We start from the raw sequence: 24,879 nt of genomic DNA on the forward strand, positions 1-24,879 counted from the left end.
TCAAACCATCAACCGGAGTGACCATGACGGATATCATGCACGCGGGTGCCGCCACAGCACCCGGTAACGCCCCCCGACCTGTACTGGAAATCGACGACCTGAGCGTCAGCTTTAGCGGCCGTTCCGGCACGCATCAGGCGCTAAAAGGCATTTCCTTTACCGTTAATAAAGGGGAAGTGGTCGCCGTGGTCGGCGAAAGTGGTTCAGGCAAGTCAGTAACGTCACTCGCCGTGATGGGGCTGCTGGCGGACTCTGCCAACATCGAACGCGGCGCACTCCGTTTCACCGCACGCGACGGCAAGCAGCATGACCTGTTGAGTATGAAAGCAGAAGCACGTCGTAAGCTGCGTGGGCGCGATCTCGCCATGATTTTCCAGGAGCCGATGACGTCACTCAATCCGGTGCTGAAAGTCGGCGATCAGCTCACGGAAGCCCTGCTTGACCACAAAATCTGTGATGCAGCCAGCGCAGACAAAAAAGCGCGTGAGCTGCTGCACAAGGTGCGTATCGCTGACGTCGATCGCGTGATGAAAAGCTACCCGCACTCACTGTCCGGCGGGATGCGCCAGCGTGTGATGATTGCTCAGGCGCTGGCCTGCGATCCGCAGCTATTAATTGCCGATGAGCCCACCACCGCGCTGGATGTCACCGTGCAGGCTCGCATTCTGCAAATACTGCGTGACCTGCAACAGCAGAGCGACATGTCAGTACTGTTTATCACCCACGATATGGGCGTGGTCGCAGAAATCGCCGACCGCGTGGTAGTGATGTATCGCGGCGAGATCGTAGAGCAAGGCACTGTTGAGCAGATTTTCGCTGCACCGCAACATCCTTATACCCAGTCGCTGCTGGCCGCCGTACCGAAACTGGGCGACATGCGCGATAGCCTGTGGCCGAAACGCTTCCCGCTGTTGGGACAGGCTGCCGACCCGCAAGAAAGTGAGCAGGTCACCGCACGTTATGACGCCGAGCCGCTGTTGGATATTCGCGGGCTGAGCGTGTATTACCCCATGCGTAGCGGGATTTTCTCCACCATCACCCATCACGTTCATGCGGTAGAACAGATCGATTTCAACGTCTGGCCGGGCGAAACGCTGGCTATCGTTGGCGAAAGCGGCTGCGGCAAATCCACCACCGGACGCGCCCTGCTGCGTCTGGTACAGAGCGAAGCCGAGAGCATTCATTTTCAGGGCAACGAAATTTCTCAGATGAAAGAGCGTGATTTCCAGCCGCTACGTCGGGAAATGCAGATGGTGTTTCAAGACCCCTATGCCTCGCTCAATCCACGTCTGACGGTTGGCTTCACCATCGCCGAACCGCTGCTGTTGCACGGGCTGGTAAAATCGCTAGAAGAGGCGACGCCGCAAGTGCAGGCGCTGCTCAAAAGCGTTGGGCTGCTGCCTGAACACGCGCGCCGTTATCCGCATGAGTTTTCAGGCGGGCAACGTCAGCGCATCGCGATTGCCCGAGCGATGGCGTTACAGCCGCAGGTCATTATTGCTGACGAAGCCGTTTCGGCGCTCGATGTGTCGATTCAGGCGCAGGTCGTGAACCTGATGATGGATCTCCAGAAGAAAACCGGCGTGTCGTGGATTTTCATCTCGCACGATATGGCGGTGGTCGAACGCATCGCCAACCGCGTCGCGGTGATGTACCTCGGCCAGATTGTGGAGATTGGCCCGCGTCAGTCGGTGTTTAACGACCCACAGCATCCGTACACCCGCCGCCTGTTGGCCTCGGTTCCGATTGCCGATCCAACACGTCGCGGCGCACGCCAGTTTGACGACAGCGAAATCCCCTCCCCCTTGCGTAAAGCAGGCGAGGTCGTCGCCAAAACGCGCTACCGAGAGGTTGCGCCGCAGCACTGGGTCGCCGACAACGAATCGGCTGCCTGAAATACGATGTAGCTATAAAAAATAGTAAAAAACACGACATATTTATAAACACAACACACGTTCATTGCTGACCAGGAGAGATAACCATGAAGCCATTCGTTCGCCGCTCCGCCGTTGCCCTCGGGCTCTCACTGTGTCTGGCTGCTGTTGCCCAGGCGCAAGACCTCCGTATTTCCATCTATGCCGATATCACCGGGCTCGACCCGCACGATACGTCGGACACGCTAAGCTACTCCATTCAGAGTGGCATCTTCGAGCGTCTGTTCCAGTTCGATAACAAAATGAAGCTGGTGCCGCGTCTGGCGACGGGTTACACCAGCAACGACACCGCCACCGAGTTTGTCGTTACGCTACGTGAAGGCATCACTTTCCAGGACGGCACACCATTTAACGCCGATGCCGTTAAAGCCAACCTCGACCGTCTGGCGGATCAGAGCAAAGGCTTAAAGCGCAACAGCCTGTTTAACATGGTGCAAACCGTCACCGTGCTGTCGCCAACGCAGGTTAAAATCGAGCTGAACAAATCCTTCGGTGCCTTTGTGAACACGCTGGCGCACCCGTCGGCCGTAATGCACAGCCCGGAAGCGCTGAAGAAATACCCAGATGAAGCACAGCTTCGCGTGCATCCAGTCGGTACTGGCCCATTCAAGTTCACCGAATGGCAGCAGGGTAAAGACGTGAAGCTGGTGAAATTCGACAACTACTGGCAGAAAGGCTGGCCGAAAGTCGACAGCGTAACCTTCTACCCAACACCGGAAGATTCCACTCGCGTGGCGTCACTGAAATCCGGCCAGGTCGATGCCGTGTATCCGCTGCCTTCCGATCTGATCGGCACCGTACAAAACGACAGCAAACTGGCGATTCAGCGCGACCCAAGTATTTATCAGTTCTGGCTGGCGATGAACAACCTGCGCCCACCGCTGAACGATATCCGCGTGCGTCAGGCACTTAACTACGCCATCAACCGCGATATCTGGCTGAAAGTCGGCTTTGCAGGTATGGGCGTTCCTGCCTCCTCAGCGATGGCACCGGACGTGCAGTTCTTCGCCCGTCAGAGCTCACCGAACTACACCTATAACCCAGAGAAAGCCAAGGCGCTGCTGAAAGAAGCGGGCTACGCCAACGGCCTGAGCCTGAAACTGTGGACGACGAACCGTACCGACTACATCCGTAGCGCGCAGTTCTTCAAACAACAGTTAGAACAGGTCGGCATCAAGGTTACCGTCACCCCGATGGATTCAGGGATGCGTAACGCCAAACTGTTTGGCGTGAAAGATCCAAAAGAAGCCGAATTTGACCTGTTCTATAACGGCTGGTCGCCATCTACGGGCGATGCTGACTGGGCGCTGCGTCCACTGTTCGCTACAGAATCCTGGGTTCCGGTTGCTTACAACGTTTCCTACTACAGCAATCCGGTAACGGATAAAGCGATTACCGCTGGGTTGGCGACTGCCGATACAGACAAACGTGCCGCCGCTTACGCTGATGCACAACGCCAGATTTGGCAGGATGCGCCTGTAGTCTTCCTGGGTTCGCCGGACAACGTGGTCGGCAAAACCAAGAACCTCGATGGCGTGTACATGCTGGCAGATGGTTCACTGATCTTCGATCAGGCTGAATTTAAGTAATCGGTCAGGGAGAACGCCATGTTTGCTTATATCGTCCGACGTTTGCTGGAAATGATCCCGGTTCTGCTGGTGGTCTCCCTGTTAGTGTTCGGTTTTATCAAACTGCTGCCGGGTGATCCGGCACGTATTTACGCCGGTGCTGACGCGACTATTGAAGCGGTGGAAACCGCCCGTCAGCAATTAGGGTTGAACGATCCGCTGCCGCAGCAGTATGTCCACTGGCTCGGCGGCCTGTTCAGCGGCGATCTGGGTGTGACGTACCGCACCCAGCAGCCAGTCATCGACGTCATCAGCAAGAGTTTCATGCCCACCATGTGGCTGGCGCTGGCGGGCTTTGTCTGGTCAGTTCTGCTTGGTCTGCTGATCGGCGTGGTTTCCGCGCTCAAACGGGGAAAATGGCAGGACTGGACGCTAATGAGCTTCGCGGTCGGCGGGATTTCCATGCCGCCGTTCTGGCTCGGCCTGTTGCTGATTCAGTTTGTCGCCATGCCATTCGGCGTCTTTTCCGTCAGCGGCTTTAATAAGCCCAGCGATATCATTCTGCCTGCGCTAACGCTAGGGGCATCGGTAGCCGCCGTCATGGCACGCTTTACCCGCTCCGCGTTTCTGGAAGTCGCACAGGAAGATTACGTGCGCACCGCCCGCTCCAAAGGGCTGCGTAATCGGCTAGTCACCTGGAAACACGTGATGCGGAACGCGCTGATCCCGGTTATCACCATGCTCGGGCTGCAATTCGGCTTCCTGCTCGGTGGCTCCATTGTGGTCGAAAGCGTGTTTAGCTGGCCGGGACTAGGTTGGCTGCTGATTGAATCGATCAAGACGCAGGATCAGCCGGTCATTCAGGCGCTAGTGATGCTGTTCGTGTTTGAATTTATTGTCATTAACCTGTTGGTGGACCTGCTGTACGCGGTGGTCAATCCGGCGATTCGCCTACGTTAGGAGACACGATGAACCTCCCTTCCGATCCCGTCGTGGCCGTTGCCACGCTTGATGAAGAAACGATACGGTCGCCGTGGCGCGATTTCATTCAGGTCTTTATCCGTAACCCGATGGCGCTGGTTTCCAGCGGCTTCGTCCTGCTGCTGGTACTGGTCGCAGTTTTCGCCCCGTGGCTAGCCCCGTGGAACCCGATGGAGCCTGACTGGATGGCGCTGGCTTCGCCGCCTTCGGCAGCACACTGGATGGGCACCGACGATCTCGGGCGTGATGTGATGAGCCGTATCATCTACGGCGCTCGCATCTCGTTATATATCGGCATTTTCTCGGTCACGCTGGGAATGCTGGTCGGCATCGTACTCGGCCTGCTGGCGGGGTACTACGGCCGCTGGGTGGATACGCTGATCATGCGCGGTTCCGACGTGCTGTTCGCCTTCCCCGGTATGCTGCTGGCGATTGCGGTCGTCGCGATCCTCGGCCCAGGCCTGAATAACGTGATTATCGCCGTGGCGGTTTTCAGCGTGCCGGTCTTCGCACGTATTGTGCGTGCCTCCACCCTTTCGCTGAAACAGGCGGCCTATGTAGAAGCAGTACGCTGTGCCGGTGCGCCAGATCGCATCGTGCTGATGCGTCACATTCTGCCCGGCACGCTGCCTAACGTGATCGTCTATTTCACCATGCGTATCGGCACCAGCATCCTGACCGCCGCGGGACTGAGCTTCATCGGCCTTGGTCCAGAGCCGGACGTACCGGAATGGGGCAACATTCTGGCGATGAGCCGCAGCCTGATGATGGCGGGTGCATGGCACGTTAGCGTGTTCCCCGGTCTGGCGATTTTCTTCACCGTGCTGGCGTTTAACCTGCTTGGGGATGCGCTGCGTGATACGCTCGATCCCAAACTGAAAAGCTGAGGAAGGCGATGCACGATTATCAACAGCAGCAGCAGACGCTGTTGCTACAACGCTGGAAAATGACGCGGCAACTGGGTACGCCGCGCTCGGCCAGCGGGCCGCATAACAGCATTAGCGATGTGGCAGGCGTGCGCGTCGGCCACTGCACGCTGGCTGCGGGAGAAGTGCAAACCGGCGTAACCGCGATTGTGCCGCCCGGAGAAAACCTGTTCACTCAGCCCCTGCCCTGCGGCGCAGCGGTGCTGAACGGCTTCGCCAAACCCGTTGGACTGGTGCAGATTGAGGAGTTGGGGCTGCTGCAAACGCCCATCCTGCTCAGCAACACGCTGGCAACCGGCACACTGTTTACCACGCTGGTGCGCGACGCAATTTCCCGTAATCCTGAACTGGGCCGCACGCTGCCGACGGTTAACCCGCTGGCGTTGGAGTGCAACGACGGCTGGCTGAACGACATTCAGGCGCTGGCGGTGACTGAACACATGGCGCGGCACGCGCTGGAGAGTGCAACGAGCACCTTCGCACGCGGCAGCATCGGTGCTGGACGTGGCATGAGTTGCTTTAGTCTGAAAGGTGGCATCGGCACAGCATCACGCCTGATTCCCGAATTAAACGCCACGCTCGGCGTACTGGTGCTGGCAAACTTCGGCACGCTTTCCGCACTGACGCTGGACGGCGTACAGATGGGTGACGCCATCGCGCCCCTTTTGCCGGGACTCGCACCGCAACAGGACGCCGGATCGATCATCATTATCATGGCGACAAATGCACCGCTCGATGCTCGTCAGCTAAAGCGCATCGCCAAGCGTGCTGGCGCGGGGCTGGGACGACTCGGCAGCTACTGGGGACACGGTTCCGGCGACATCGCCGTGGCGTTCTCCACCTGCCCACAACCGCAACCGCCGGAGGATGCGCAGCTTGAACCGCTGTTAAGCGCCGCCGCCGATGCGACCGAACACGCCGTGCTCGACGCCATGCTTCAAGCAGACGCCGTTACCGGTTTTCGCGGCCATCATCGCCCGACGCTGCCACAGGCGTTGGATAAGCTAGCCGCAGCTCTCTCTTCTGTAGGACATTCTCCCGTAGGAAACTGATTATGAAAATTTTTATCTCTGCTGATATCGAAGGGATCGCAGGCGTAATGCGCCCGGAACAGTGCAGCCCCGGCACCGCCGAATACCAACTGGCACGTGGCCTTATGGAACAGGAAGTGAATGCCGCCATCGACGGCGCGTTCGCGGGTGGCGCAACAGAAGTGGTGGTCGCCGACAGCCATGCGGCAATGGTTAACCTACGTGCGGAGAACATCGACGCCCGCGCCCGGCTGGTGCAAGGCAAGCCACGCGGCTATTCAATGGTCGAAGGGCTGGAACAGCAGCAGTTCGACGGCCTGATGTTCATCGGCTACCACAGCGCCGCAGGCGAGTTTGGCGTGCTGTCGCACACCATCAACGGCCGAGCCTTCTACCGCGTGCGCATCAACGGTGAAATCATGGGCGAGAGCGACATCTACGCCGCCGCCGGTGTGGAGCAGAAGACACCGCTCTGGCTAGTCAGCGGCGACGACACGCTCCAGAGCTGGATTGCCCACTATTATCCCGCTACCGACTATGCCTGCGTTAAACGCGCTATCTCACAACACGCGGCAGAATCCCTCAGCACCGAACAAGCACGTCAGGTGATTCGTGACGCGGCAAAGGCGGCGGTGGAAAAAGCACACCGTACATTGAATTCGCGGATTCAAGCGCCCTACCGTCTTGAACTGATGGTGGCAAAACCGGTACTCGCCGATCTATTCTGTCTACTGCCGAACGTTGAACGTTTGGATGCCATAACCGTCGGTTATACGGCGCAGAGCATGCGCGAAATCACCAGCCTGCTGGGTGCCTTTTCCTATCTGGCGACAACGCAAAACTGATTCCGGTCTCTCCGCCCCTTATTCTGGGGCGTAAACCGATTGAAAAGAGAATTTATTGCATGACGAAACCCGTGATTGTGATCCACGGTGGCGCAGGTGCGCTGACCCGCTCGGCCATGAGCGCTGAAAAAGAACAACGTTATCTGGCAGCACTGTCCGAGATTGTCGCCAGTGGACAGCGTATTCTGGCTGAAAACGGCAGCGCGCTGGATGCCGTGACGGAAGCCGTCCGCCTGCTGGAAGAGTGCCCGTTGTTCAATGCCGGACACGGTTCAGTGTTCACCCACGCGGAGACCCACGAACTGGACGCCAGCATCATGGATGGACGGACGTTAGATGCCGGCGCAGTCAGTTGCGTCAGCCACATCCGTAACCCGATTCTGGCAGCGCGCACCGTACTCGAAGCCAGCCAGCATGTGATGTTTACCGCCGATGGCGCAGAAGCGTTTGCCCAGCAGCATGGGCTGGAAAGGGTTGAACCTACATTTTTCTCCACTGACGAACGCCGCCAGCAGTTGCACAATGCGCAGGCGGGTTCAGGCCGCGTCATCCTCGATCATGACGGACAGAACGACCCTATCGATCCTGACCGTAAATTCGGCACCGTCGGCGCAGTCGCACTCGACAGCGCGGGTAACCTCGCAGCGGCAACCTCGACGGGCGGCATGACCAACAAACAGGCCGGACGCGTGGGTGATAGCCCAATCATCGGCGCAGGCTGTTACGCCAATAACCAGACGGTCGCAGTTTCCTGCACCGGCACGGGTGAAGTCTTTATGCGCGCCGTCGCCGCTTATGATGTCTCGGCGCTGATGGAATACGCAGGACTGAATTTACAGCAGGCCAGCGACCGCGTGGTGATGGAAAAATTACTGCGGATGGACGGCAGCGGCGGGATGATTGCCGTCGACAAAGCGGGCAACATAGCCCTGCCGTTCAACAGTGAAGGGATGTACCGTGGCTATGGCTACGTGGGCGAAGAACCCGTCGCCGATATCTATCGTTAAGTTGTCAGCAGCCGAAACAGAACCAGATCGCCCAATATCGGTGCAACCGCACCATTACTGGGCATCAAAATAGTGCACGAAGTGTCCTCATCGCTTATCTATCGACCATTCATCGCGGCCTTATAATCTGGCGTAATAATTGCAGACCTTTTGGTTATTACTCATACGACGTTCATCAGAAAACGTCAGCCGGAGCCTGCACTCATGCGATTACGCCATATTGAAATCTTCCAGGCCATTGTTCAGGCAGGCACTATCAGCGGTGCTGCCCGGTTGCTCAACGTCTCACAACCCAACGTCAGCCGGGTACTTAACCATGCGGAACAACAGCTTGGTTTCTCCCTGTTTGAACGTCGCACACAGGGAATGATTGCCACCGAAGAAGGGCTGCGTCTGATACCGAAAGTGCAGGAGCTTTTCAGCCATCTGCAAAGCATCAGTTCCCTCACCGAACAAATCAAAACCAGTAAAGCACACTCAGTACGGCTGGGCGCGGCACACGCATTCGGACAGATGATCGTTGCCCCAACGCTAGTGGAATTCCATAAGCAAGCCGCATCGGTTAACGTCGAACTGGTCACCGAACACTTCAGCACGCTGTGCCAGAACATCCTGCAAAACCAGCTCGATTTTGCGCTGATTTTTGGTCAGCAGGTACCACCCGAGCTACTGGCAGAACCGCTGTTCCAGTCCACGATGGTTGCTCTGCTGCCGAAGAATAGCCCAATAAATGGCCCGGTTTCTCTGGAATGGTTGTGCAACAATAACTTGCTGATGATGCAGCATCAGGATCCGCTCGGTCAGGTGGTACACCGTGCGCTACGCGACAAGGCACTGCAACCGGCGGCTTCGCTCTACATCAAAACCTACTCGGTGATTGCCGACATGGTACTCGCGGGCGGCGGTGCGGGTATCGTCGATCTCTTCACCGCTTGCCGCTATGCCGACCAGCTCAAAATCGTCCCTATCGACCAGCCACTGCCTTTTGAAGTCACGCTGATCAGCCGCCGCGACAACCCACAATCGCAGGCGACACTGCAACTGAAACAGATGATGAAAAACCGCTGTCGAGACATTGCCAGACAACACGAGACTCTGCTTTACGCCGCCTGATTCGCGACAGACGCCACGCCACGGACGGTTTTTCCTATCCCCTGCGCAATACTCAACGCTATAATCCTTCCCATCATTTGCTTTACAGGTATGCACCAATGATTCGCAGCATGACCGCTTACGCCCGCCGAGAAATCAAGGGCAACTGGGGAAGCGCAGCCTGGGAACTGCGTTCCGTTAACCAGCGCTATCTGGAAACCTATCTTCGTTTACCGGAACAATTCCGCAGCCTCGAACCCGTCGCCCGTGAGCGCATCCGCGCCCGTTTGACACGCGGCAAAATCGAATGCAACCTGCGCTTTGAACTCGACCCAAGTGCACAAAGTGCGTTGATCCTGAACGAAAAACTGGCTAAACAGCTGGTTAATGCCGCTAACTGGGTCAAAATGCAGAGCGATGAGGGTGAAATCAACCCGGTCGATATTCTGCGCTGGCCGGGAGTGATGTTGGCAGAAGAGCAGGATCTGGACACCATCAGCACTGAGCTGCTGAAAGCACTGGAAGGTGCGCTGGATGACTTCATCGCCGCCCGTGAAAGCGAAGGCAACGCGTTGAAAGCCCTGATCGAACAGCGTCTGGCTGGCGTCAGCGCTGAAGTCGTCAAAGTGCGTGCCCAGATGCCGAACGTCCTGCTATGGCAGCGCGAACGCCTGCAAAGCAAGCTGGAAGATGCGCAGGTGCAGTTGGAAAATAACCGTCTGGAGCAGGAGCTGGTGCTGATGGCGCAACGCGTCGACGTCGCCGAAGAACTCGACCGCCTCGACGCTCACGTCAAAGAAACCTACAAAATCCTGAAAAAAGAAGAAGCCGTCGGCCGCCGCCTCGACTTCATGATGCAGGAATTCAACCGCGAATCGAACACGCTGGCCTCGAAATCCATCAACGCCGACGTCACCGCATCAGCCATTGAGTTGAAAGTGTTGATTGAGCAGATGCGGGAACAGATTCAAAACATCGAGTGATTTCTACCCTACTCCACCGACTACCACAACGCCCTGTTTTCAGGGCGTTTTTTATATCGGATATGAAGAAGTCAAACAAAAATTCACTGAAAGGCGATTCGAAGTGAATTATAATTTTGGTATCAATCGTCTTCTTTCAAATTTTATTATATAACGCCATCCCTAACCAGCAATAACTCCAGAAACTATGTAATGTTTCATTGGATAAACAAAATACAGACATGGAAAAGTTGGCATAATCAATGTGAAATTTTCATACAAACGACATTTAATAGAAACTACTTACTTTAACTCTTTTTTAATATGAACACATTCTTCATTATTTGATAGTGAAGTTTTTTTTCAAAAAAATTTCTTGACAAAGACTTTTTAAAACATCATACCAAAGCGAGGAAACCCAGCGTTGCTGGGTTATCACTTGCTTTTTTAAAATAATTATTCAGCAACTGCAACGGAGACTTTAAATCCTCGTTGAGTTAAGTTTGAATATGTATTTATTAAATTTACCTTACTGAAAAAAGGTAAATCATTTAATAATGTTTTTTTATTGCTACCAAGAATCAATAATACCACTTCAAATTCACTACTATTTATTTTTTTAGCTGGTATCAAACTCATAGCAGTACTCCCATGATTTTCTTTTATAACTGCCCTCGCTGCTTTTCTAAACTCTTCATCGCTAAGAATTAATTCAGAAGCAACGCTTGCTTGTGCAAAGAGATGACTTAAACCAGAAGATCCACCTTTTCGGTGTTTGGCGTGAATTAAAATTTTATTTTTTACATCAGCTAAGTCACATAATTCTATAGAGGTTGTAGCTCTACTACTTTTTACTAATTTTCTATCCATGAGAATATATTTTTTAGTTTTACATATGCGTTCGTTGTAATCTCCCTCGGACTCCAGCTTACATTTATTTGTGGTTGTATCGGTTGTCCTTATTAAGTCAGGGAAAGGGTTTTTATGTGTAGGTATAATTTTTAATTCTTTTTCAACATACTCAGAGAATTTCTTTTCAATTTCGAACCACTGCCCCAGAAATAACATATAATTCTTTCTTTTATGTGAGATCTCTAGGTTGAGGCATTTATAAATTGAGAAATTTTTAACCTCTGATCCTTGATTATTGAAGGCAAAGAGCTTATCTTTCTTCAGCTTATCGATATCAAAATTTATAAAATCAATAGTGTTAAAATATATGGATTTATCTATATTATAAGAAATAATATGCTTAGCTCTAGTAAAACTAAAATACTCTATATCCTCATCACTCATAACTTCTGGCACTACTACCGAGATCTCGTCATATTTTTTTAATTTTATTATTCTAATCAATAGAGCATCTAGATCATCAATAGTAGTTGACTTGCCTACTTTTTTTAGATTATCTACCCATGAGAATTGCTCTAAGTATTCTTTACCTCCATAGCGTTGTAAGCATTCATCGAGGTAACGTACTAACTCATGTGGCTCTAACTCTATTTTTACTTGTAAGGAATTATCACCTCCACAAATGTTTTTGAAAGAAACCCCATCTAAAGGTAATCCTGTAACTGATCTTAAAATATCTTTAGAAATATCCACACCAAACATAGATATTTCGGTTCCTAGCGAAGCTTGGGTTTTTTTTTGCACAGGGGAGTCATCAATGGTGAATGTATCAACACTTCTTAACGAATCGTGCTTCAGCATATTTAGTGCTGATTTAATACCAAAATCCGATACAAAGTAGGATTGTTCTAATAAACTTCTTCCATATCCGAAAGTTATAGCAAACACCCTTGATTTAGATTTAATTAACAACACAGCCGAACTGGACCTAGTGATTAGATCATCTATTTTATCACCAGTAAACCCCTCGAAGAATTCTTTCCATTTTGGAGTATTTTCCTTAACATCTTTTATAAAACAGGAACCTTTAACTCCTTTTACACCATTTAGTGGATATTCTTTACATACCTTAGAAAGGAAAAATGTAAAATCCTCAGAAGAATATTTTCTCTCAGCTAATAATATATTAAGAGCCATCATTTTTTTGGACATAAAACCTCTTTTCTACTATGTGTAAAATATTTAATTAACTTAAATTGAAGTTAAAGGTTTAAAATATCCCCTAGCGATTAAATATTAAAAATTCCTGCTGAAATAGAATATCAATTCTTTCTATGAAAATTTTTTAATAACTTTACCTCAAATAACAAAATATTCAAAACAATAAAAATACTTTACTATCAACACATTAACCAATAAATATAAGAAATTTCATTTAAGTACCACTTTGTTTGTTTTTCCAAAGTAAGAATTCTATTTAGGTATTTAATTGACTATTAAATTTAATTAAAAAAATTATATAACTAAGAAATTGAAATTTATAGTGTTTTTTAATTAAAATTAAGAGATTTTAGTAAACTCCACCCTATTCAACCAACTACCTCGACACCCTTTTTTCAGAGCGTTTTTAATTTCTATGACTACCAAGTCAATGGCTACGGAACTCGTAGTATCTGAACCCGTAAAAAGCATCGACAATTGGTGACACTGACTTTCAAGGAGGATCACCAATGACCACCATAAATACTGCCGTTACCGAGAGTTCCATCACTATTTTCCAAGACCTGATCGCTTCGCTACCCATTGAGTACCTTAGCCGTGCTCAGCGTGACGACCTCAGCGCAATCGCTGGTAAGTCAATTGAAGGGCTATGCCACGGTTTGCAGTATATTAGCGAATCACTGACGGCAGAAACTGCCACGGAAAATCTTCAACAACTCAGCGCCTATTTCAACGCATGTGCACACTTGATTCCGGCATTGCTGGTAATCAACGAAAAAGCCCAAAATCTGTACATTTCACACCAACAAGCTGCGGTATTATCCGTTGAATAACGAAACCATCGAAGCACTAAACGACCGATGATGCATGCAACAAAATAGGACTATATTCCTACAATCCCATCAAAAATGGGAATATAGTCCCATCATCGCAGTACAAATCGATCCACCAGACCGCCATTAAGTACCATCTTAGGAACATCTTCACCAGAAAAAAACAGGGAAAAACAACCGCCATGCGTTATCTCGTCCTCCCCTTCATGCTTCTTGCCTTAACAGGCTGCCAGGCAATCACTACCTTCGATAAATACGCCACGATGCGTCTTTACGAAGTGTATGAAACCGACAACCTTTCCGCCTGCGATTACAAACCTAAATTCCGCGACTGTATGGTGAATAAGCGATCGTTTAACGTCAGAATCTCCGACGATAAGAGCAAAATTGCATTAGTGGTAAGAACCGAATATGCCTATTTCGGCTTTACGCGCGATGATTTTGCACGGCAGACGCAACCACTGCGTGATTTCCTGATTTGGACGGAAGATCCAGCAGCAAAAGATAAACAGATTACCCAGCTACGCAAAGCCGGAAACGTTGGCGGCAGTCTGTACGACGACAGAGAAGTGCAATATCAGTTCGATTATCTGCATACCCGTGCCGATATTCCGCTGCTCGTCGTTAAGCCCGGTGAGAACGCGGATTTCTACGGCCTGACCATTGATGAAGTGAAAAATCTGCTATCGGTGATGGATGCCTGGTATGCCGGTACGTTCTCAGGAAAACAGCTGACGTAACCACGGTAGAGGCGGCCAGATAAGATGGCGTATCTGGCCGAAACCTAATAATTAAAATTTCTGCATTCTGGACGTGAATTGGCCGCAGTTTTTCAGCATCAAATCTTTGACAAGTCGGCGGTCGTAGTAGCCTTTTTCAGTCTTGAACACTTCATAAACTTCAAGGCGTCGTGCCGAATAAGGCCCGGCAAATTCGCCAGTGATATAGTAGTAATTCCCGACCACAGGCTTAAACGTTACGGTTCTAAATCCGCCATTGCCTGCAATCATTCTGACCGCGATATTGTTTTTCGCACTGACCCAAAATTCACGAACCATCGTTGGCGTTTCGGGAATTTCAGGGAAGCCGAGCTCTTTATTATTGAGTTTAGTTTGGAACCCAATCGCGTTATTGGTGTAGCCATTTTCTGGCGCATCGATATTAATGCATCTATCAGTATTCGGATAAACGCGAATATAGTCGAGGTTACGGTTATCGAACGTCATACCAACACGATCCGTTCCCTGATAGTCCTCCAGCTTATTGCTGTACGTTGCGACCGAGCACCCGCTGAGTAATGCCGCACTCACCCCAAACAGAAGAATTTTCCCCAACATAACCATCCCTTACCTTTATAAAATCAGAACTTCCTGATTATTTTACGCCGTTTTTTATTTGAGAATTCAAGCCGTATTTTCCTCACCTTAAACACTATTAATATACCCTAAATAATTCGAGTTGCGTGAAGGCGGCAACTGCGCGAATCCCCAGGAGCTTACACCAGTAAGTGACTGGGGTGAGTAAGGGCAGCCAACGCACAAGCAGCTTGAAGTATGACGGGTATAAACGAGGCAACATGGCAATTTCGCTCTATTACACCGCTCGACGCAAAAAATCCCTGAGCCAGAAAGAGATATCTGCCGTGAAGGAGATCGTCCAACGCCATTCCGTTAATGACCAAATTGAGAAATATCTGACGACGGGTACAGGCCTGAACTGGGAATCCTTTGATTTCGCCCTCAATGTGAAAATCGGTAACGTCTTCAGGAAGGGGATTGTGCTCTCCGGTTCAACTAAACTTCCCGACAACGAGGAAGAAGCAATCTGGGTTGGCGTACAACACTGGTGCCAGTGTTTATCCGAGATTCGCGGCGCCCTTACGCACTGTGAATGGCACGTCTCGGTTGACGATCGCGCGATTCCGTGGAGCCATGAGGTCAATGCCTATGACCCTGCGCGGTAGAAACGTGAGCTTCTGAAAAACAGGGGGGAAGATGAACGACAACGACATTTTTGATGCAGTCACGACCAGCGCATATGGGCTGTCGATGGGCGCCATATGGCAACATATTGCGGTGGAGTGTCGGGGCAACCCTAGAACGTATGCACAGCGTCAGACGCTGTTTTTCGATCTACTAGAGCACCTCATCATCGCAGGAAAAATCAGGCTTGCCAGCAAGGGAGAATATCTGCAGGGCGAAACAACGCATCAGGTCGATCAACTTCGCAACGCCTTTCCACCTGACGTCTCTGATGATGAATTTGATGATGTAGACGAATTTGGCCTGTGGTTCTTCGCCAAATCCCCCGCTGGCGTCGTGTGGATCACGCCCGAGGGGCAAGAGATTTGGACGTAAGAGGAATCCGCCGACGCCGATCCCTCTTACTCATGACCGAATATCACTAACACAAGCAGCAAACTTACTCCGTGGTCTTACGCTCAACGCTCTGACCTTCCGCGGCCTGACCTTTCACTACCTGACCCTCTAGCACCTCACTCTCTTCCTGCTTTGCCATACTCGGGTGCTGACGCCCTTCTTCGATAAAATCTTCGCTGATACCTTCAATATTTTCCTGATTATCGCGCCCAGAGAGGATGTTCCAGCAGGCGATGAACAGCGCAGCAATCAGCGGACCAATCACAAAACCGTTAATACCGTAGATTTCCATACCGCCCAACGTGGCGATCAGAATCAGGTAATCCGGCATTTTGGTGTCTTTCCCCACCAGCAGCGGACGCAAAATGTTGTCCACCACCCCAATCACCAGCACAAAGAACGCGACAATGAAGATGGCTTGCCAGAGCATATCCGTCGCGAACAGGAAGATAGCGGCAGGCACCCAGATAATCGCCGACCCCACGGCGGGGATCAGCGACAGGAACGCCATCAGCGAGCCCCACAGCAGGCTACCTTCTATCCCTGCGATGGAGAACGCAATACCGCCCAGTGTCCCCTGCACAATCGCCACAACCACAGTGCCTTTCACCGTCGCCCGCGATACCGCGGCAAACTTCACCAGCAGGTGATGTTTAACATGGGTGGAAAGCGGCAGCGATTCCAGAATCAGATTCACCAGATAGGAACCGTCCTTCAAAAGGAAGAAGAGCAGGTAAAGCATCACCCCGAAACCAATAAAGAAGGTGAACGTTCCTTTGCCAATCAGGAGCACGCTTCCCGCCAGATATTGCCCGCCTTTCAGCGCTACCTGAGAAAGCTCTTGCTGTATTTTGGCGGCGTTATCAAGATTGTGTTCTGTCAGGAAATGCCGTGCCCACTTCGGCAGATGCTGAAGCAGCTCCGCCAGCACCACAGGGAATTGTGTATTGCTATCCTGCAATCGGGTGTAAACCCCGTTAATTTCAACCACCAGCGAGGAAACAATGATCCCCAATGGAATGAAAACAATCAGGAAGATGATCAGGACGGTCAGCAGCGAGGCCAACCCGTTACGATCGTTTAATTTTTGCCGAATTTTGCTTTTCAGCGGATGGAAGATAATGGCCAACACTGCCGCCCATAAAATGGCGGAATAATACGGCGCCAATATGTCAAAAAACGCCAGTGTGACGACAAACAAGATAAGGATGAAGAATCCCTTCGTAAGCCCTTTAATATTCACAACGATTTCCCCTTCATTCAATCTGCTCTCGAAATATAGAACGAAGTGGGGCATTTGCAATACAGGAAAAAGCGTAGAGTGCCGAGGAAGGAACTATGCGTTCACATCATGTGTGCCGATAAAGGCATTTTTTAGCTGACTATACACGGCAGAATCGTTATCACATGCCAGTGCGGCGGCGCGCTTTATTGCCGCGTATTCCGCACACACGGAAGGATTAGCACGCAGATAATCACGAAAAGCCAGATGCCGCTGAATGTGCGCGTCACCGACTATAAAAGCGTGAAGATGGTGAGTACGCTCATCGCCGCCCTTAGTGTAGTACCGACGCCCCGCCATCCCATTTTCGCCGCGTGGACGATAGCCCAAATCGACCATGACCTGATCCAGCCTGTCCAAACCGGACAGCGAAACCACTTCCAGCAGCATATCAATCACCGGTTTAGCGGGTAGCCCCGGTACGGGCCGTACTGCCGATGTGATGCACTCTCACTACAACCTCGCCTAGCGCCTTCGCTGCCGTTGCGTAATTCGTTGCCCAATGGGGATCGTAATCCACCACGGTTATGGTTCGTCCACCCATTCACTGATCCCCAATGCGTTTTTATCCCGTGCAGGTTATCAACGTTCAAGGGAAGGTTCAAAGGCCATTAGGAAACGCGGCGAGAGGATCACTCCCGCCGTCTAATTCGCGCTTACAGGCCGTCCAATCGCCGCTGCGTAACCTGCACCAGCGAATCAGAGGTAATGTCAGTAATGGATTTGGCACCGGTGAGCGTCATCGCCACACGCATCTCTTTTTCGATCAGATTCAGCAGATTAACCACACCTGCCTCCCCCGCCGCCGCGAGCGCGTAGACAAACGCGCGTCCGAGCATTACGCCATCCGCGCCCAGTGCAATCATACGCACCACATCCAGCCCGGTACGAATACCAGAATCTGCCAGAATGGTGATATCACCTTTCACCGCATCGGCGATGGCAGGTAGAGCATGTGCTGTCGACAGCACACCATCCAGTTGGCGACCGCCGTGATTGGAGACGACGATGCCGTCTGCGCCGAACCTGACCGCTTCTTTGGCATCTTCCGGGTCGAGGATACCTTTGATGATCATCGGCCCTTTCCAGAACTCGCGAATCCATGCCAAATCCTGCCAGGAAATGGAGGGATCGAAATTCGCTGCCAGCCAGCCGATGTAGTCTTCCAGCGTCGTGGGTTTGCCACGATAAGCGGAGACATTCCCCAAATCGTGCGGTTTACCGTTTAGGCCGACATCCCACGCCCATTGTAGATGAGTCACGGCCTGTAACATACGGCGCGCCGCTGCATTCGGCCCGCTCATGCCAGAATGCGCATCACGATAGCGCGCACCCGGCGTCGGCATATCCACGGTAAACACCAGCGTTTTCACACCCGCGGCCTGCGCACGCTCCAGCGCATTGCGCATAAAACCGCGATCTTTTAATACATAGAGCTGGAACCACATCGGGCGATCGATGGCGGGTGCCACTTCCTCAATCGGGCAGACTGAAACCGTGGATAAGGTAAACGGAATCCCTTTCTGTGCCGCCGCACGAGCCGCCTGTACCTCGCCGCGTCTGGCGTACATACCGGTCAGGCCAACGGGAGCCAGCACCACCGGCATCGCCAGTTTTTCACCGAACAACTGCGTTTCCAGACTCAGGTCGGACATATTTTTCAGGATGCGCTGACGCAGCGCGATGTCCGCCAAATCGGCGGTATTACGCCTGAGCGTGTGCTCGCCATACGCACCGCCATCAATATAGTGAAAAAGAAACGGCGGCAGCCTACGCTGCGCCGCCGCACGATAGTCCGTTGAAGCAGAGATGATCATCGTCCTTTCCCATCCTTCTTCTGGTTTGTGCCACTCTTGCGGTCAGTGGAATGACCGCAAGAGGAATGGTCTTTTAGTGAAACTGTAAATACGCGACGTGCGTTTGCAGGTATTCCTGCAAGCCGTGCTTACCGTCCGCACCACCCACACCGGATTTACGCCAACCCGCATGGAAACCCTGCATCGCCTCGAAGTTCTCACGGTTGATGTAGGTTTCCCCGAACTTCAGCCCTTTTAGTGCTTTCATCGCGGTGTTGATGTTTTGAGTATAGATCGACGACGTCAGGCCATATTCGCTATCGTTCGCCATCGCAATCGCGTCTTCCAGCGTGTCGAAGGTCGCCACTGGCAGCACCGGGCCAAACACCTCTTCGTGCATGATTGGCATCTCTTGCATCACGTTTACCAGCAGCGTCGGCGGATAGAAATACCCCGTACCGCCTTCAGACTTGCCGCCGAGCAGCACTTTCGCGCCCTGCGATACCGCTTTCGCTACCTTGTCTTCCACACGCTGTAGCGCAGCCGCACTGATCAACGGCCCCATATCCAGCGCTTTTTTCTCCGCCGTATTGCCGAAGGTCACTTGCTCCATCGCAGTTTTAATACGCGTGATAAAGTCGTCGTAAATGCCTTTCTGCACGTAAACGCGCTCGGCGCAGTTACACACCTGCCCACTGTTGATAACGCGAGAACTGACAATCGCTTTAACGGCCAGATCGAGATCGGCGTCGTCCATCACGATGGCTGGCGCTTTACCACCCAGTTCCAGCGACACTTTGGTCACGTTCTGCGCCGCCGCCGTCATAGTGGCAATCCCCGCAGCCACGCTGCCGGTCAGGCTGACCATGCCTACTTTCGGGTTACCGGCCAGCTCTTGCCCTACCGTCGGGCCGTAGCCGGTAACAAAATTGATGACGCCTTTCGGCAGGCCAATTTTGTGAATGATTTCGGCGAAAATCACCGCATTATTCGGCGTGATCTCGCTCGGTTTGATGACGATGGTATTGCCGGTAATCAGCGCGGGAGCGGCTTTGCGTGCAATCAGGAAGAAGGGGAAGTTCCACGGCAGAATACCGGTCGTGACGCCAATCGCTTTACGGAAGACGAAGATATTCTCATTCGGTCGGTCGCTCTGAATGATTTCGCCTTCGTAACGACGCGCCCACTCGGCCATGTAGTCCAGATAGTCGGCGGTGAACAGCACTTCTGTCTGCGCCAGACCGTAGGTTTTACCGCCTTCCGCAATGATGGTGTCGGTCAGTTCGGCTTCGCGCTCGCGAATACCAGCAGCTATCTTGTGTAGCCAAACGCCACGTTCAACCGCAGGTAGCGCTTCCCAGCTCGGCTGTGCGGCTTCTGCCGCATCAATTGCTCTTTTTGCATCGTCAGCGGAGCCTTCTGGGATCTGTGAAATGACCTGCTCGGTAGCCGGGTTCACCACGTCAATCCACTTCCCGCTTCTGTTTTCAACAAACTCACCGTTGATATACATACGTTTCTGGGTGGTGCTCATGTCAGGCGTCTCCAAAGTAGGGTAAGGGGATACAACGCATAAACGAGTTGTTAAAAAAACACGTCTCTTTTGTGAAGTTTTGCCATGCTGCGCGATCTGCACTGCATTTACCTTTTCATGGCTGCCATCTCAGTCTAGCAAGTGGCAAAAAAGTCATGATGAGAATGCCTGACGTAACACTTTTGCAAAGTATCGGATAACACAGAGGAATAACGGCAGTGCGGGGATAAACGAGGCGGTAGCAGACGCCGTATTCAGCTACGGCATCTGTCTGTAAAGCAGGGAAATACTACTGTTCGTCGATTTTCACTATCTCTTCTTTCACTTTCCACTTGCCGCCCACCAGCTCGCGGGTTGTGGCGACCATTGCCTGTTTCTCTTCAGAATAGGCTTCCGTGGTTTCGACAATCAGGACCGGCTTATTATTGGCCATCTGGTAGGTGGACCACTGGTGCCAGCAGCAGCCGCTTTTGGTAAACGTCGTGAGAGTCTTACTTTTCTCATCGATATCGAACAGACCGAGGTTGGAACTGGCTAACTCGGTCAGCGGTGCATTCTGGGTGAACTGCTGCTTTTCCACATCAAACAGATACACATCGTAAGACGGCCCGCCATAAGCCCCGTTATTGCCATTGCGCAGCATGATGTCCGCGTGGTGATCGAAGTTAGCGTCATCAATCACCAGCCCGCTGTTGTTCTCGCCGTAGACCTCGACCAGATTCGCCGTCACTTCGCCCTTATTGTTCAGTTCAATGAACAGGTTTTCCATGGTGATACGCTGGAACAGATCACCACTCCCTTTCTTAAAAATATCCAGCGTGCCGGGGCCTTCGCAGGTTGAATAAGAGGAATCAAGATTGCACGTTGCGACGCTGAGAATAAAGTCCCACTGGCCTGATGCCTGCGTAATCACGGAGATATTTTCACTACCGGACAGCGCCTGAATACGGGAAACCATCTCATTCCCTAGACAAACGTCATCCTTACAGCGGTCACGTTCGGCCAGCCACGTGCGCTGCTCCTGACGCGCCTGCGCTTTGTCTGCTTTTTTCACGTAACCCTGATAGGCCTTGTTCAATACCGCATCGAGCTGCTGTAAGCGGCTGCTGGCGCAAATCATTTTCTCGGTGTCTGTGCTGGCCTTGCTGCAATCCATCGCCCAGACGGACGAGGTGAAAAAGAACAGCAGAGATGAAACGGCCAGAGATAAATAACGCATGAAGTATCGCTCCTTGAATACAGATAAAAATATAACATATTGATAAAAATGGATAACTGGCTATTTTTAGCGTCCTGTTCCCATTTTTTTAAGAAAGCGCTGCTGCTCAACCAAAATATCTTTCAGCGTAATGCACTGATACTCAATGCCATGACGCGGGGCAACGTCCGCGATAATTTTCGATAACGCAGGATAATGCCGGTGGTTCCAGTTGGGGAAAAGATGGTGAGTCAGGTGCATATTGAGCTGCCCCAGCCAGTAACCCAGCCATTCGGGCTGGGTAGTCCAATCTACCGTGGTGGAAAAGACGTGCTGGTAGCGACCATGCTTAAATAGGCCGTCTTCCGGTGCCTGATAGAACGTCCCTTTTGCCCAGTGCGACCCCAGAATCAGGACGACAAAAATCAGCGACGACAACATCTGGCTCAGCAGATAAACCAACAACAGCGAACCGACGCTGATGGGGGTTGGAGACAAAATCCAGTAGGGAATAACCAGCGCCAGCAGGGCATGCAGCACTTTGGATAACAGGAAAACACCCCAGCCCTTTGCACCCTGAAGCGTCATATTGCGCGTCACCTGTGTTTTCCCCGCGCGATCGAGCCAGTCAAAAAACCAGATGATGCAAGGGAAGGTCAGCGACGCCACCATTGGCCAGTAGTAGCGCTGAGCGCGCATAAAAAAGCGAAATCGATGGTAGGGTGATTGGCGCAAGACGCCGTTCTCTTCGATATCCAGATCGTAGTGCTGCACATTCACGTGCGCATGATGAAAAATCACATGCCGCACTCGCCAACAGTCGGAATCCATACCGAGCGGAATACTCACCACAATATTGAGCAGACGATTCGCCCACGGCCGCCGGAAAAAGACGTTATGGGACGCATCATGCACCACGTTCACCGCCAGAAACATGGCGGTAAAAATAAAGGCAAAGTAGCAGCCAGCAAAACCCAAGAGCGTCGTTTGCCGGAGGCTGAAACCATAAAACGTCAGGCACAGCGCCACCAGAAACAGCATCTTGCCGATAAACCCCGCATTGGCAAAACGGTGATCGCCCGTCTCTGCCAGATACGCATTTGCCGCCTTCATCAGCGCACGATGCAATGCCAGATCGCGGCCTTGTTCATAACGTAGAGGTTTCAACGGTGCGAGCATCATTCTTCCTCTGATCGGGATTGCTCGGTACGTTGCGCAGTACGCCGATCGTAACCTTCACCCATCGATTTTAGAAACCGACGCTGGCTATCCAGCAGTTCACGATAGGTAATGCAGCGGTAATTCATACCATGCTCGGCGGCAATGCGCCGTAAAATAGCGGCGAGTGCGGGGTAATGTCGATGATGCCATCCTGGGAAAAGATGATGCGTCAGATGTAAATTCAGTCCTCCCGTCCAGTGCCCAAGCCAGCGCGGCGTCGGTAGCCAGTCACAGGCGGTCGCAAAGTTATGCTGATACCAGCCTTGAGGCATGGCCTCTGCATCCGCAACGGCATAAAACTCAGCCTCAGCCCAGTGCGTACCCAGCAGTAAAAACACCACCAATAGCGATGCCAACATTTGCCCGAACACGTAGCTTAACAGCACGATACCGGGGCTAATGCCGTGTGCGCCTCCCACCAAGATGGGAATAACCAGTACCAGCAAGATATGGCCGATTTTACTGCCGATAAAAATCAACCACCCACCTCGGCCTGATTGTGCTACGCGAGCGTTCACGGGCGTTTTACCCAAGCGATCGGCCCAATCAAAGATCCAGGCGATATAGGGGAGCGAGAACGCGGCCACCAGCGGCCAGTAAAGATGCTGATAACGCATGTAAGAGCGGTGGCGCTGAAAAGGCGTTTGTCGGAAAACCCCATTCTCTTCCGTATCCAGATCGTAATGCTCCACATTCGGATAAAGATGGTGGAAGTCCACATGACGCCAACGCCAATAGTCAGGATCGATGCCTAATGGCAGCGTCACTATTCGCCCGACCACGCGGTTCAATGTTCGATTGCGGAAAAAAGTATTATGGGAGGCGTCATGATTAACGATGATATTCAATAACATCGACAGCATGATGAAAGCAAAGTAGCTCAGGAAGAATGCCCATGCTGCCTGCTGCACTAAACAAAGGACATAACAGACGATGCCGCATAAAAAGAGTAATCCGGCCTTCACAAACTGACCGCGATCGGCAAAGCGGTGATCGTGGTTAGCACGAAGATAGGCCGACGTTTCTCGCTGTAATGCTCGATGAAAAGCCTGTTCACCCTTCGCGGGGTACAGCTTCGCGGGAAGCGCATCATTCATTTTCATTCCCCCACGGCAATGGGGCGCTGACCCCAGCCGACCATCATTGCCAGCCCGTGCAGTGCCAACATCAGCATAGCTATTTTCCAGTAGAGCGCTTCCCAGCCCAGATAGATAAGAAACACGGCAGGAAACAACAGTACCACCAACAGCCAGACGTAAATGCCCCACCGTCGCCCTTCAGAAATGCCGCCCAGCGCGACCGCCCCCGCCACCAGCAGCAGGAAGAGCGCCGCCTGTGACAGGTTGGCAGAATCATAGCCGTAGCCATACAGGTAGACGTAGCCCACCACCAGCGCAAATAGCAGCATCGCCCCAGCGATTAACGCCATCGGCGTACAGTGAAACGTCGCCTGACGTGTACGGCGTACCGACAGTTTCAGATACGACAGAAAAGGTAGGTTACTGGCCAAGAACGGGTTTTTCGATGGTGCTTCTTTGCCTGCACCGTAGCGGAAAGGCGTGTCAGGTAGCTGCGGACAAAAGCTGCCAAATAGCTTGTCCCAAAAAATGAAGGTACCACCGAAGTTCTTATCGGCGTAAGCGCGGTCGTTCACATGATGTACGCGATGGTGTGCTGGTGTTACCAACACCTTTTCCAGCCAGCCCAGCTTGGGCGTCATCGCATTATGGTTAAAGAGTTGGACGCTGTAATGCAGGATGGAAACGGTGACGAACACGTACAGCGGAACACCGAGCAGCGCCAGAATCAGGAAAAACGGAATCGAGGTCAGCGAGGAATACCAGGAGTTACGCACGCCCAGCGACAGATTGAAATGCTCGCCCTGATGATGAACCACATGCACCGCCCACAGTACGCCAAAAGTATGGTGCAGGCGGTGTAGCCAATAAAAACCGAAATCCCAGGCGAGTATCGCGAACAGCCACATCAGCACCGGCGGCCAGGTTTCCACCCAGCCAAAACTGAAATGCGCCGCGACATAGCCATAGCAAAAAATTTCCACGCTGCGAAAGAGCCACAGCATGATATGCCCTGAATTCAGGTTGAACACGACGTCATGCCAGTTCACCTTCTCTCGCTGCATCCACTGTAGAACCAGCGCTTCGCCAATCACCACAACCAGCATGAAGACTATCGGTAATGCTAAATCAATCATGAA

Annotated in this window: 22 protein-coding genes and 1 pseudogene; 13 read left to right on the forward strand and 10 right to left on the reverse strand. The window is 52.0% G+C overall.

Translation table 11 applies throughout. From position 1 onward, the window contains the following. Nucleotides 1-23 precede the first annotated feature (23 nt). From DUT67_RS21315 to DUT67_RS21355, 9 genes are all read left to right on the forward strand, one after another. Nucleotides 24-1,895, forward strand: coding sequence for an ABC transporter ATP-binding protein (locus DUT67_RS21315; protein ID WP_048258297.1), 1,872 nt, complete (start codon nt 24-26; stop codon nt 1,893-1,895). Nucleotides 1,896-1,981: 86 nt separating this feature from the next. After that, nucleotides 1,982-3,523, forward strand: coding sequence for a glutathione ABC transporter substrate-binding protein (locus tag DUT67_RS21320; RefSeq protein WP_048258223.1), 1,542 nt, complete (start codon nt 1,982-1,984; stop codon nt 3,521-3,523). An 18-nt stretch (nt 3,524-3,541) separates the two neighbouring features. Continuing rightward, nucleotides 3,542-4,462, forward strand: a complete 921-nt coding sequence (locus DUT67_RS21325; protein ID WP_113632427.1) for an ABC transporter permease — start codon at nt 3,542-3,544, stop codon at nt 4,460-4,462. Between the two features lie 8 nt (nt 4,463-4,470). Next, a complete protein-coding gene (locus tag DUT67_RS21330; protein WP_113632428.1) occupies nt 4,471-5,370 on the forward strand; it encodes an ABC transporter permease subunit in 900 nt (299 codons plus the stop codon). Nucleotides 5,371-5,378: 8 nt separating this feature from the next. Beyond that, nucleotides 5,379-6,461 (forward strand): P1 family peptidase, encoded by a 1,083-nt coding sequence (locus DUT67_RS21335; RefSeq protein ID WP_113632429.1) that lies wholly within the window; start codon nt 5,379-5,381, stop codon nt 6,459-6,461. A 2-nt stretch (nt 6,462-6,463) separates the two neighbouring features. Further along, the gene (locus DUT67_RS21340; RefSeq protein WP_113632430.1) at nt 6,464-7,285 is read left to right on the forward strand and encodes a M55 family metallopeptidase; all 822 of its coding nucleotides are present in this window, start codon (nt 6,464-6,466) and stop codon (nt 7,283-7,285) included. Between the two features lie 59 nt (nt 7,286-7,344). Beyond that, entirely contained in the window at nt 7,345-8,292 is a 948-nt protein-coding gene (locus tag DUT67_RS21345) for an isoaspartyl peptidase/L-asparaginase family protein (RefSeq protein ID WP_113632431.1), read from the forward strand. 204 nt (nt 8,293-8,496) lie between these two features. After that, on the forward strand, nt 8,497-9,405 hold the full coding sequence (locus DUT67_RS21350) for a LysR family transcriptional regulator (protein WP_011091774.1): 909 nt from the start codon (nt 8,497-8,499) through the stop codon (nt 9,403-9,405). 98 nt (nt 9,406-9,503) lie between these two features. Continuing rightward, the gene (locus DUT67_RS21355; RefSeq protein ID WP_048258218.1) at nt 9,504-10,367 is read left to right on the forward strand and encodes a YicC/YloC family endoribonuclease; all 864 of its coding nucleotides are present in this window, start codon (nt 9,504-9,506) and stop codon (nt 10,365-10,367) included. A gap of 435 nt (nt 10,368-10,802) precedes the next feature. Here DUT67_RS21355 and DUT67_RS21360 read toward each other — a convergent pair whose 3' ends face one another. Further along, nucleotides 10,803-12,410 carry a TIGR04141 family sporadically distributed protein gene (locus tag DUT67_RS21360; protein WP_113632432.1) on the reverse strand — a complete coding sequence of 536 codons (1,608 nt, stop codon included), beginning with the start codon at nt 12,408-12,410 and terminating at the stop codon, nt 10,803-10,805. A 518-nt stretch (nt 12,411-12,928) separates the two neighbouring features. Between DUT67_RS21360 and DUT67_RS21365 the strand changes: the two genes are divergently transcribed. Both DUT67_RS21365 and DUT67_RS21370 read left to right on the forward strand, forming a co-directional pair. Then, nucleotides 12,929-13,252 carry a hypothetical protein gene (locus DUT67_RS21365; RefSeq protein WP_113625977.1) on the forward strand — a complete coding sequence of 108 codons (324 nt, stop codon included), beginning with the start codon at nt 12,929-12,931 and terminating at the stop codon, nt 13,250-13,252. A gap of 182 nt (nt 13,253-13,434) precedes the next feature. Continuing rightward, nucleotides 13,435-13,992, forward strand: coding sequence for a hypothetical protein (locus tag DUT67_RS21370; protein WP_048258213.1), 558 nt, complete (start codon nt 13,435-13,437; stop codon nt 13,990-13,992). Between the two features lie 51 nt (nt 13,993-14,043). Here DUT67_RS21370 and DUT67_RS21375 read toward each other — a convergent pair whose 3' ends face one another. Then, the gene (locus DUT67_RS21375) at nt 14,044-14,589 is read right to left on the reverse strand and encodes a hypothetical protein (protein ID WP_189339520.1); all 546 of its coding nucleotides are present in this window, start codon (nt 14,587-14,589) and stop codon (nt 14,044-14,046) included. 239 nt (nt 14,590-14,828) lie between these two features. Between DUT67_RS21375 and DUT67_RS21380 the strand changes: the two genes are divergently transcribed. Together DUT67_RS21380 and DUT67_RS21385 are read left to right on the forward strand one after the other, a co-directional pair. Next, nucleotides 14,829-15,215 (forward strand): hypothetical protein, encoded by a 387-nt coding sequence (locus DUT67_RS21380; RefSeq protein WP_189339521.1) that lies wholly within the window; start codon nt 14,829-14,831, stop codon nt 15,213-15,215. 31 nt (nt 15,216-15,246) lie between these two features. After that, complete coding sequence (locus tag DUT67_RS21385) at nt 15,247-15,609, forward strand: DUF596 domain-containing protein (protein ID WP_048258211.1); 363 nt, start codon at nt 15,247-15,249, stop codon at nt 15,607-15,609. A 64-nt stretch (nt 15,610-15,673) separates the two neighbouring features. Here the strand turns inward: DUT67_RS21385 and DUT67_RS21390 are convergent, their stop codons facing one another. From DUT67_RS21390 to DUT67_RS21425, 8 genes and pseudogenes are all read right to left on the reverse strand, one after another. After that, on the reverse strand, nt 15,674-16,873 hold the full coding sequence (locus tag DUT67_RS21390) for an AI-2E family transporter (protein ID WP_048258209.1): 1,200 nt from the start codon (nt 16,871-16,873) through the stop codon (nt 15,674-15,676). A 93-nt stretch (nt 16,874-16,966) separates the two neighbouring features. Beyond that, nucleotides 16,967-17,456, reverse strand: a pseudogene (locus DUT67_RS21395) (GrpB family protein). Between the two features lie 112 nt (nt 17,457-17,568). Then, on the reverse strand, nt 17,569-18,729 hold the full coding sequence (gene lldD / locus DUT67_RS21400; RefSeq protein ID WP_048258208.1) for an FMN-dependent L-lactate dehydrogenase LldD: 1,161 nt from the start codon (nt 18,727-18,729) through the stop codon (nt 17,569-17,571). A gap of 73 nt (nt 18,730-18,802) precedes the next feature. Continuing rightward, the gene (aldA, locus tag DUT67_RS21405) at nt 18,803-20,242 is read right to left on the reverse strand and encodes an aldehyde dehydrogenase (protein ID WP_048258207.1); all 1,440 of its coding nucleotides are present in this window, start codon (nt 20,240-20,242) and stop codon (nt 18,803-18,805) included. A gap of 289 nt (nt 20,243-20,531) precedes the next feature. Continuing rightward, on the reverse strand, nt 20,532-21,461 hold the full coding sequence (locus DUT67_RS21410) for a lysozyme inhibitor LprI family protein (protein WP_048258206.1): 930 nt from the start codon (nt 21,459-21,461) through the stop codon (nt 20,532-20,534). Nucleotides 21,462-21,527: 66 nt separating this feature from the next. Continuing rightward, nucleotides 21,528-22,619 carry an acyl-CoA desaturase gene (locus DUT67_RS21415; RefSeq protein WP_113632434.1) on the reverse strand — a complete coding sequence of 364 codons (1,092 nt, stop codon included), beginning with the start codon at nt 22,617-22,619 and terminating at the stop codon, nt 21,528-21,530. Next, the gene (locus DUT67_RS21420; protein ID WP_113632435.1) at nt 22,619-23,758 is read right to left on the reverse strand and encodes an acyl-CoA desaturase; all 1,140 of its coding nucleotides are present in this window, start codon (nt 23,756-23,758) and stop codon (nt 22,619-22,621) included. The genes DUT67_RS21415 and DUT67_RS21420 overlap by 1 nt, the downstream gene beginning before the upstream one ends. A gap of 2 nt (nt 23,759-23,760) precedes the next feature. Continuing rightward, nucleotides 23,761-24,876, reverse strand: a complete 1,116-nt coding sequence (locus DUT67_RS21425) for a sterol desaturase family protein (RefSeq protein ID WP_113632436.1) — start codon at nt 24,874-24,876, stop codon at nt 23,761-23,763. Between the last annotated feature and the right edge of the window lie 3 nt (nt 24,877-24,879).

The sequence above is a fragment of the Pectobacterium peruviense genome, assembly GCF_003312355.2.
Taxonomy (GTDB): domain Bacteria; phylum Pseudomonadota; class Gammaproteobacteria; order Enterobacterales; family Enterobacteriaceae; genus Pectobacterium; species Pectobacterium peruviense.

Excerpts from the sequence above, each read along its gene's own strand:
- DUT67_RS21355 (WP_048258218.1), top strand. The coding sequence starts at position 9,504 with ATGATTCGCAGCATGACCGCTTACGCCCGCCGAGAAATCAAGGGCAAC.
- DUT67_RS21415 (WP_113632434.1), bottom strand. The coding sequence starts at position 22,619 with ATGCTCGCACCGTTGAAACCTCTACGTTATGAACAAGGCCGCGATCTG.
- DUT67_RS21370 (WP_048258213.1), top strand. The coding sequence starts at position 13,435 with ATGCGTTATCTCGTCCTCCCCTTCATGCTTCTTGCCTTAACAGGCTGC.
- DUT67_RS21315 (WP_048258297.1), top strand. The coding sequence starts at position 24 with ATGACGGATATCATGCACGCGGGTGCCGCCACAGCACCCGGTAACGCC.
- DUT67_RS21330 (WP_113632428.1), top strand. The coding sequence starts at position 4,471 with ATGAACCTCCCTTCCGATCCCGTCGTGGCCGTTGCCACGCTTGATGAA.
- DUT67_RS21420 (WP_113632435.1), bottom strand. The coding sequence starts at position 23,758 with ATGAATGATGCGCTTCCCGCGAAGCTGTACCCCGCGAAGGGTGAACAG.
- DUT67_RS21385 (WP_048258211.1), top strand. The coding sequence starts at position 15,247 with ATGAACGACAACGACATTTTTGATGCAGTCACGACCAGCGCATATGGG.
- DUT67_RS21380 (WP_189339521.1), top strand. The coding sequence starts at position 14,829 with ATGGCAATTTCGCTCTATTACACCGCTCGACGCAAAAAATCCCTGAGC.
- DUT67_RS21410 (WP_048258206.1), bottom strand. The coding sequence starts at position 21,461 with ATGCGTTATTTATCTCTGGCCGTTTCATCTCTGCTGTTCTTTTTCACC.
- aldA (WP_048258207.1), bottom strand. The coding sequence starts at position 20,242 with ATGAGCACCACCCAGAAACGTATGTATATCAACGGTGAGTTTGTTGAA.
- lldD (WP_048258208.1), bottom strand. The coding sequence starts at position 18,729 with ATGATCATCTCTGCTTCAACGGACTATCGTGCGGCGGCGCAGCGTAGG.
- DUT67_RS21345 (WP_113632431.1), top strand. The coding sequence starts at position 7,345 with ATGACGAAACCCGTGATTGTGATCCACGGTGGCGCAGGTGCGCTGACC.
- DUT67_RS21320 (WP_048258223.1), top strand. The coding sequence starts at position 1,982 with ATGAAGCCATTCGTTCGCCGCTCCGCCGTTGCCCTCGGGCTCTCACTG.
- DUT67_RS21375 (WP_189339520.1), bottom strand. The coding sequence starts at position 14,589 with ATGTTGGGGAAAATTCTTCTGTTTGGGGTGAGTGCGGCATTACTCAGC.
- DUT67_RS21335 (WP_113632429.1), top strand. The coding sequence starts at position 5,379 with ATGCACGATTATCAACAGCAGCAGCAGACGCTGTTGCTACAACGCTGG.
- DUT67_RS21425 (WP_113632436.1), bottom strand. The coding sequence starts at position 24,876 with ATGATTGATTTAGCATTACCGATAGTCTTCATGCTGGTTGTGGTGATT.
- DUT67_RS21325 (WP_113632427.1), top strand. The coding sequence starts at position 3,542 with ATGTTTGCTTATATCGTCCGACGTTTGCTGGAAATGATCCCGGTTCTG.
- DUT67_RS21340 (WP_113632430.1), top strand. The coding sequence starts at position 6,464 with ATGAAAATTTTTATCTCTGCTGATATCGAAGGGATCGCAGGCGTAATG.
- DUT67_RS21350 (WP_011091774.1), top strand. The coding sequence starts at position 8,497 with ATGCGATTACGCCATATTGAAATCTTCCAGGCCATTGTTCAGGCAGGC.
- DUT67_RS21365 (WP_113625977.1), top strand. The coding sequence starts at position 12,929 with ATGACCACCATAAATACTGCCGTTACCGAGAGTTCCATCACTATTTTC.
- DUT67_RS21360 (WP_113632432.1), bottom strand. The coding sequence starts at position 12,410 with ATGTCCAAAAAAATGATGGCTCTTAATATATTATTAGCTGAGAGAAAA.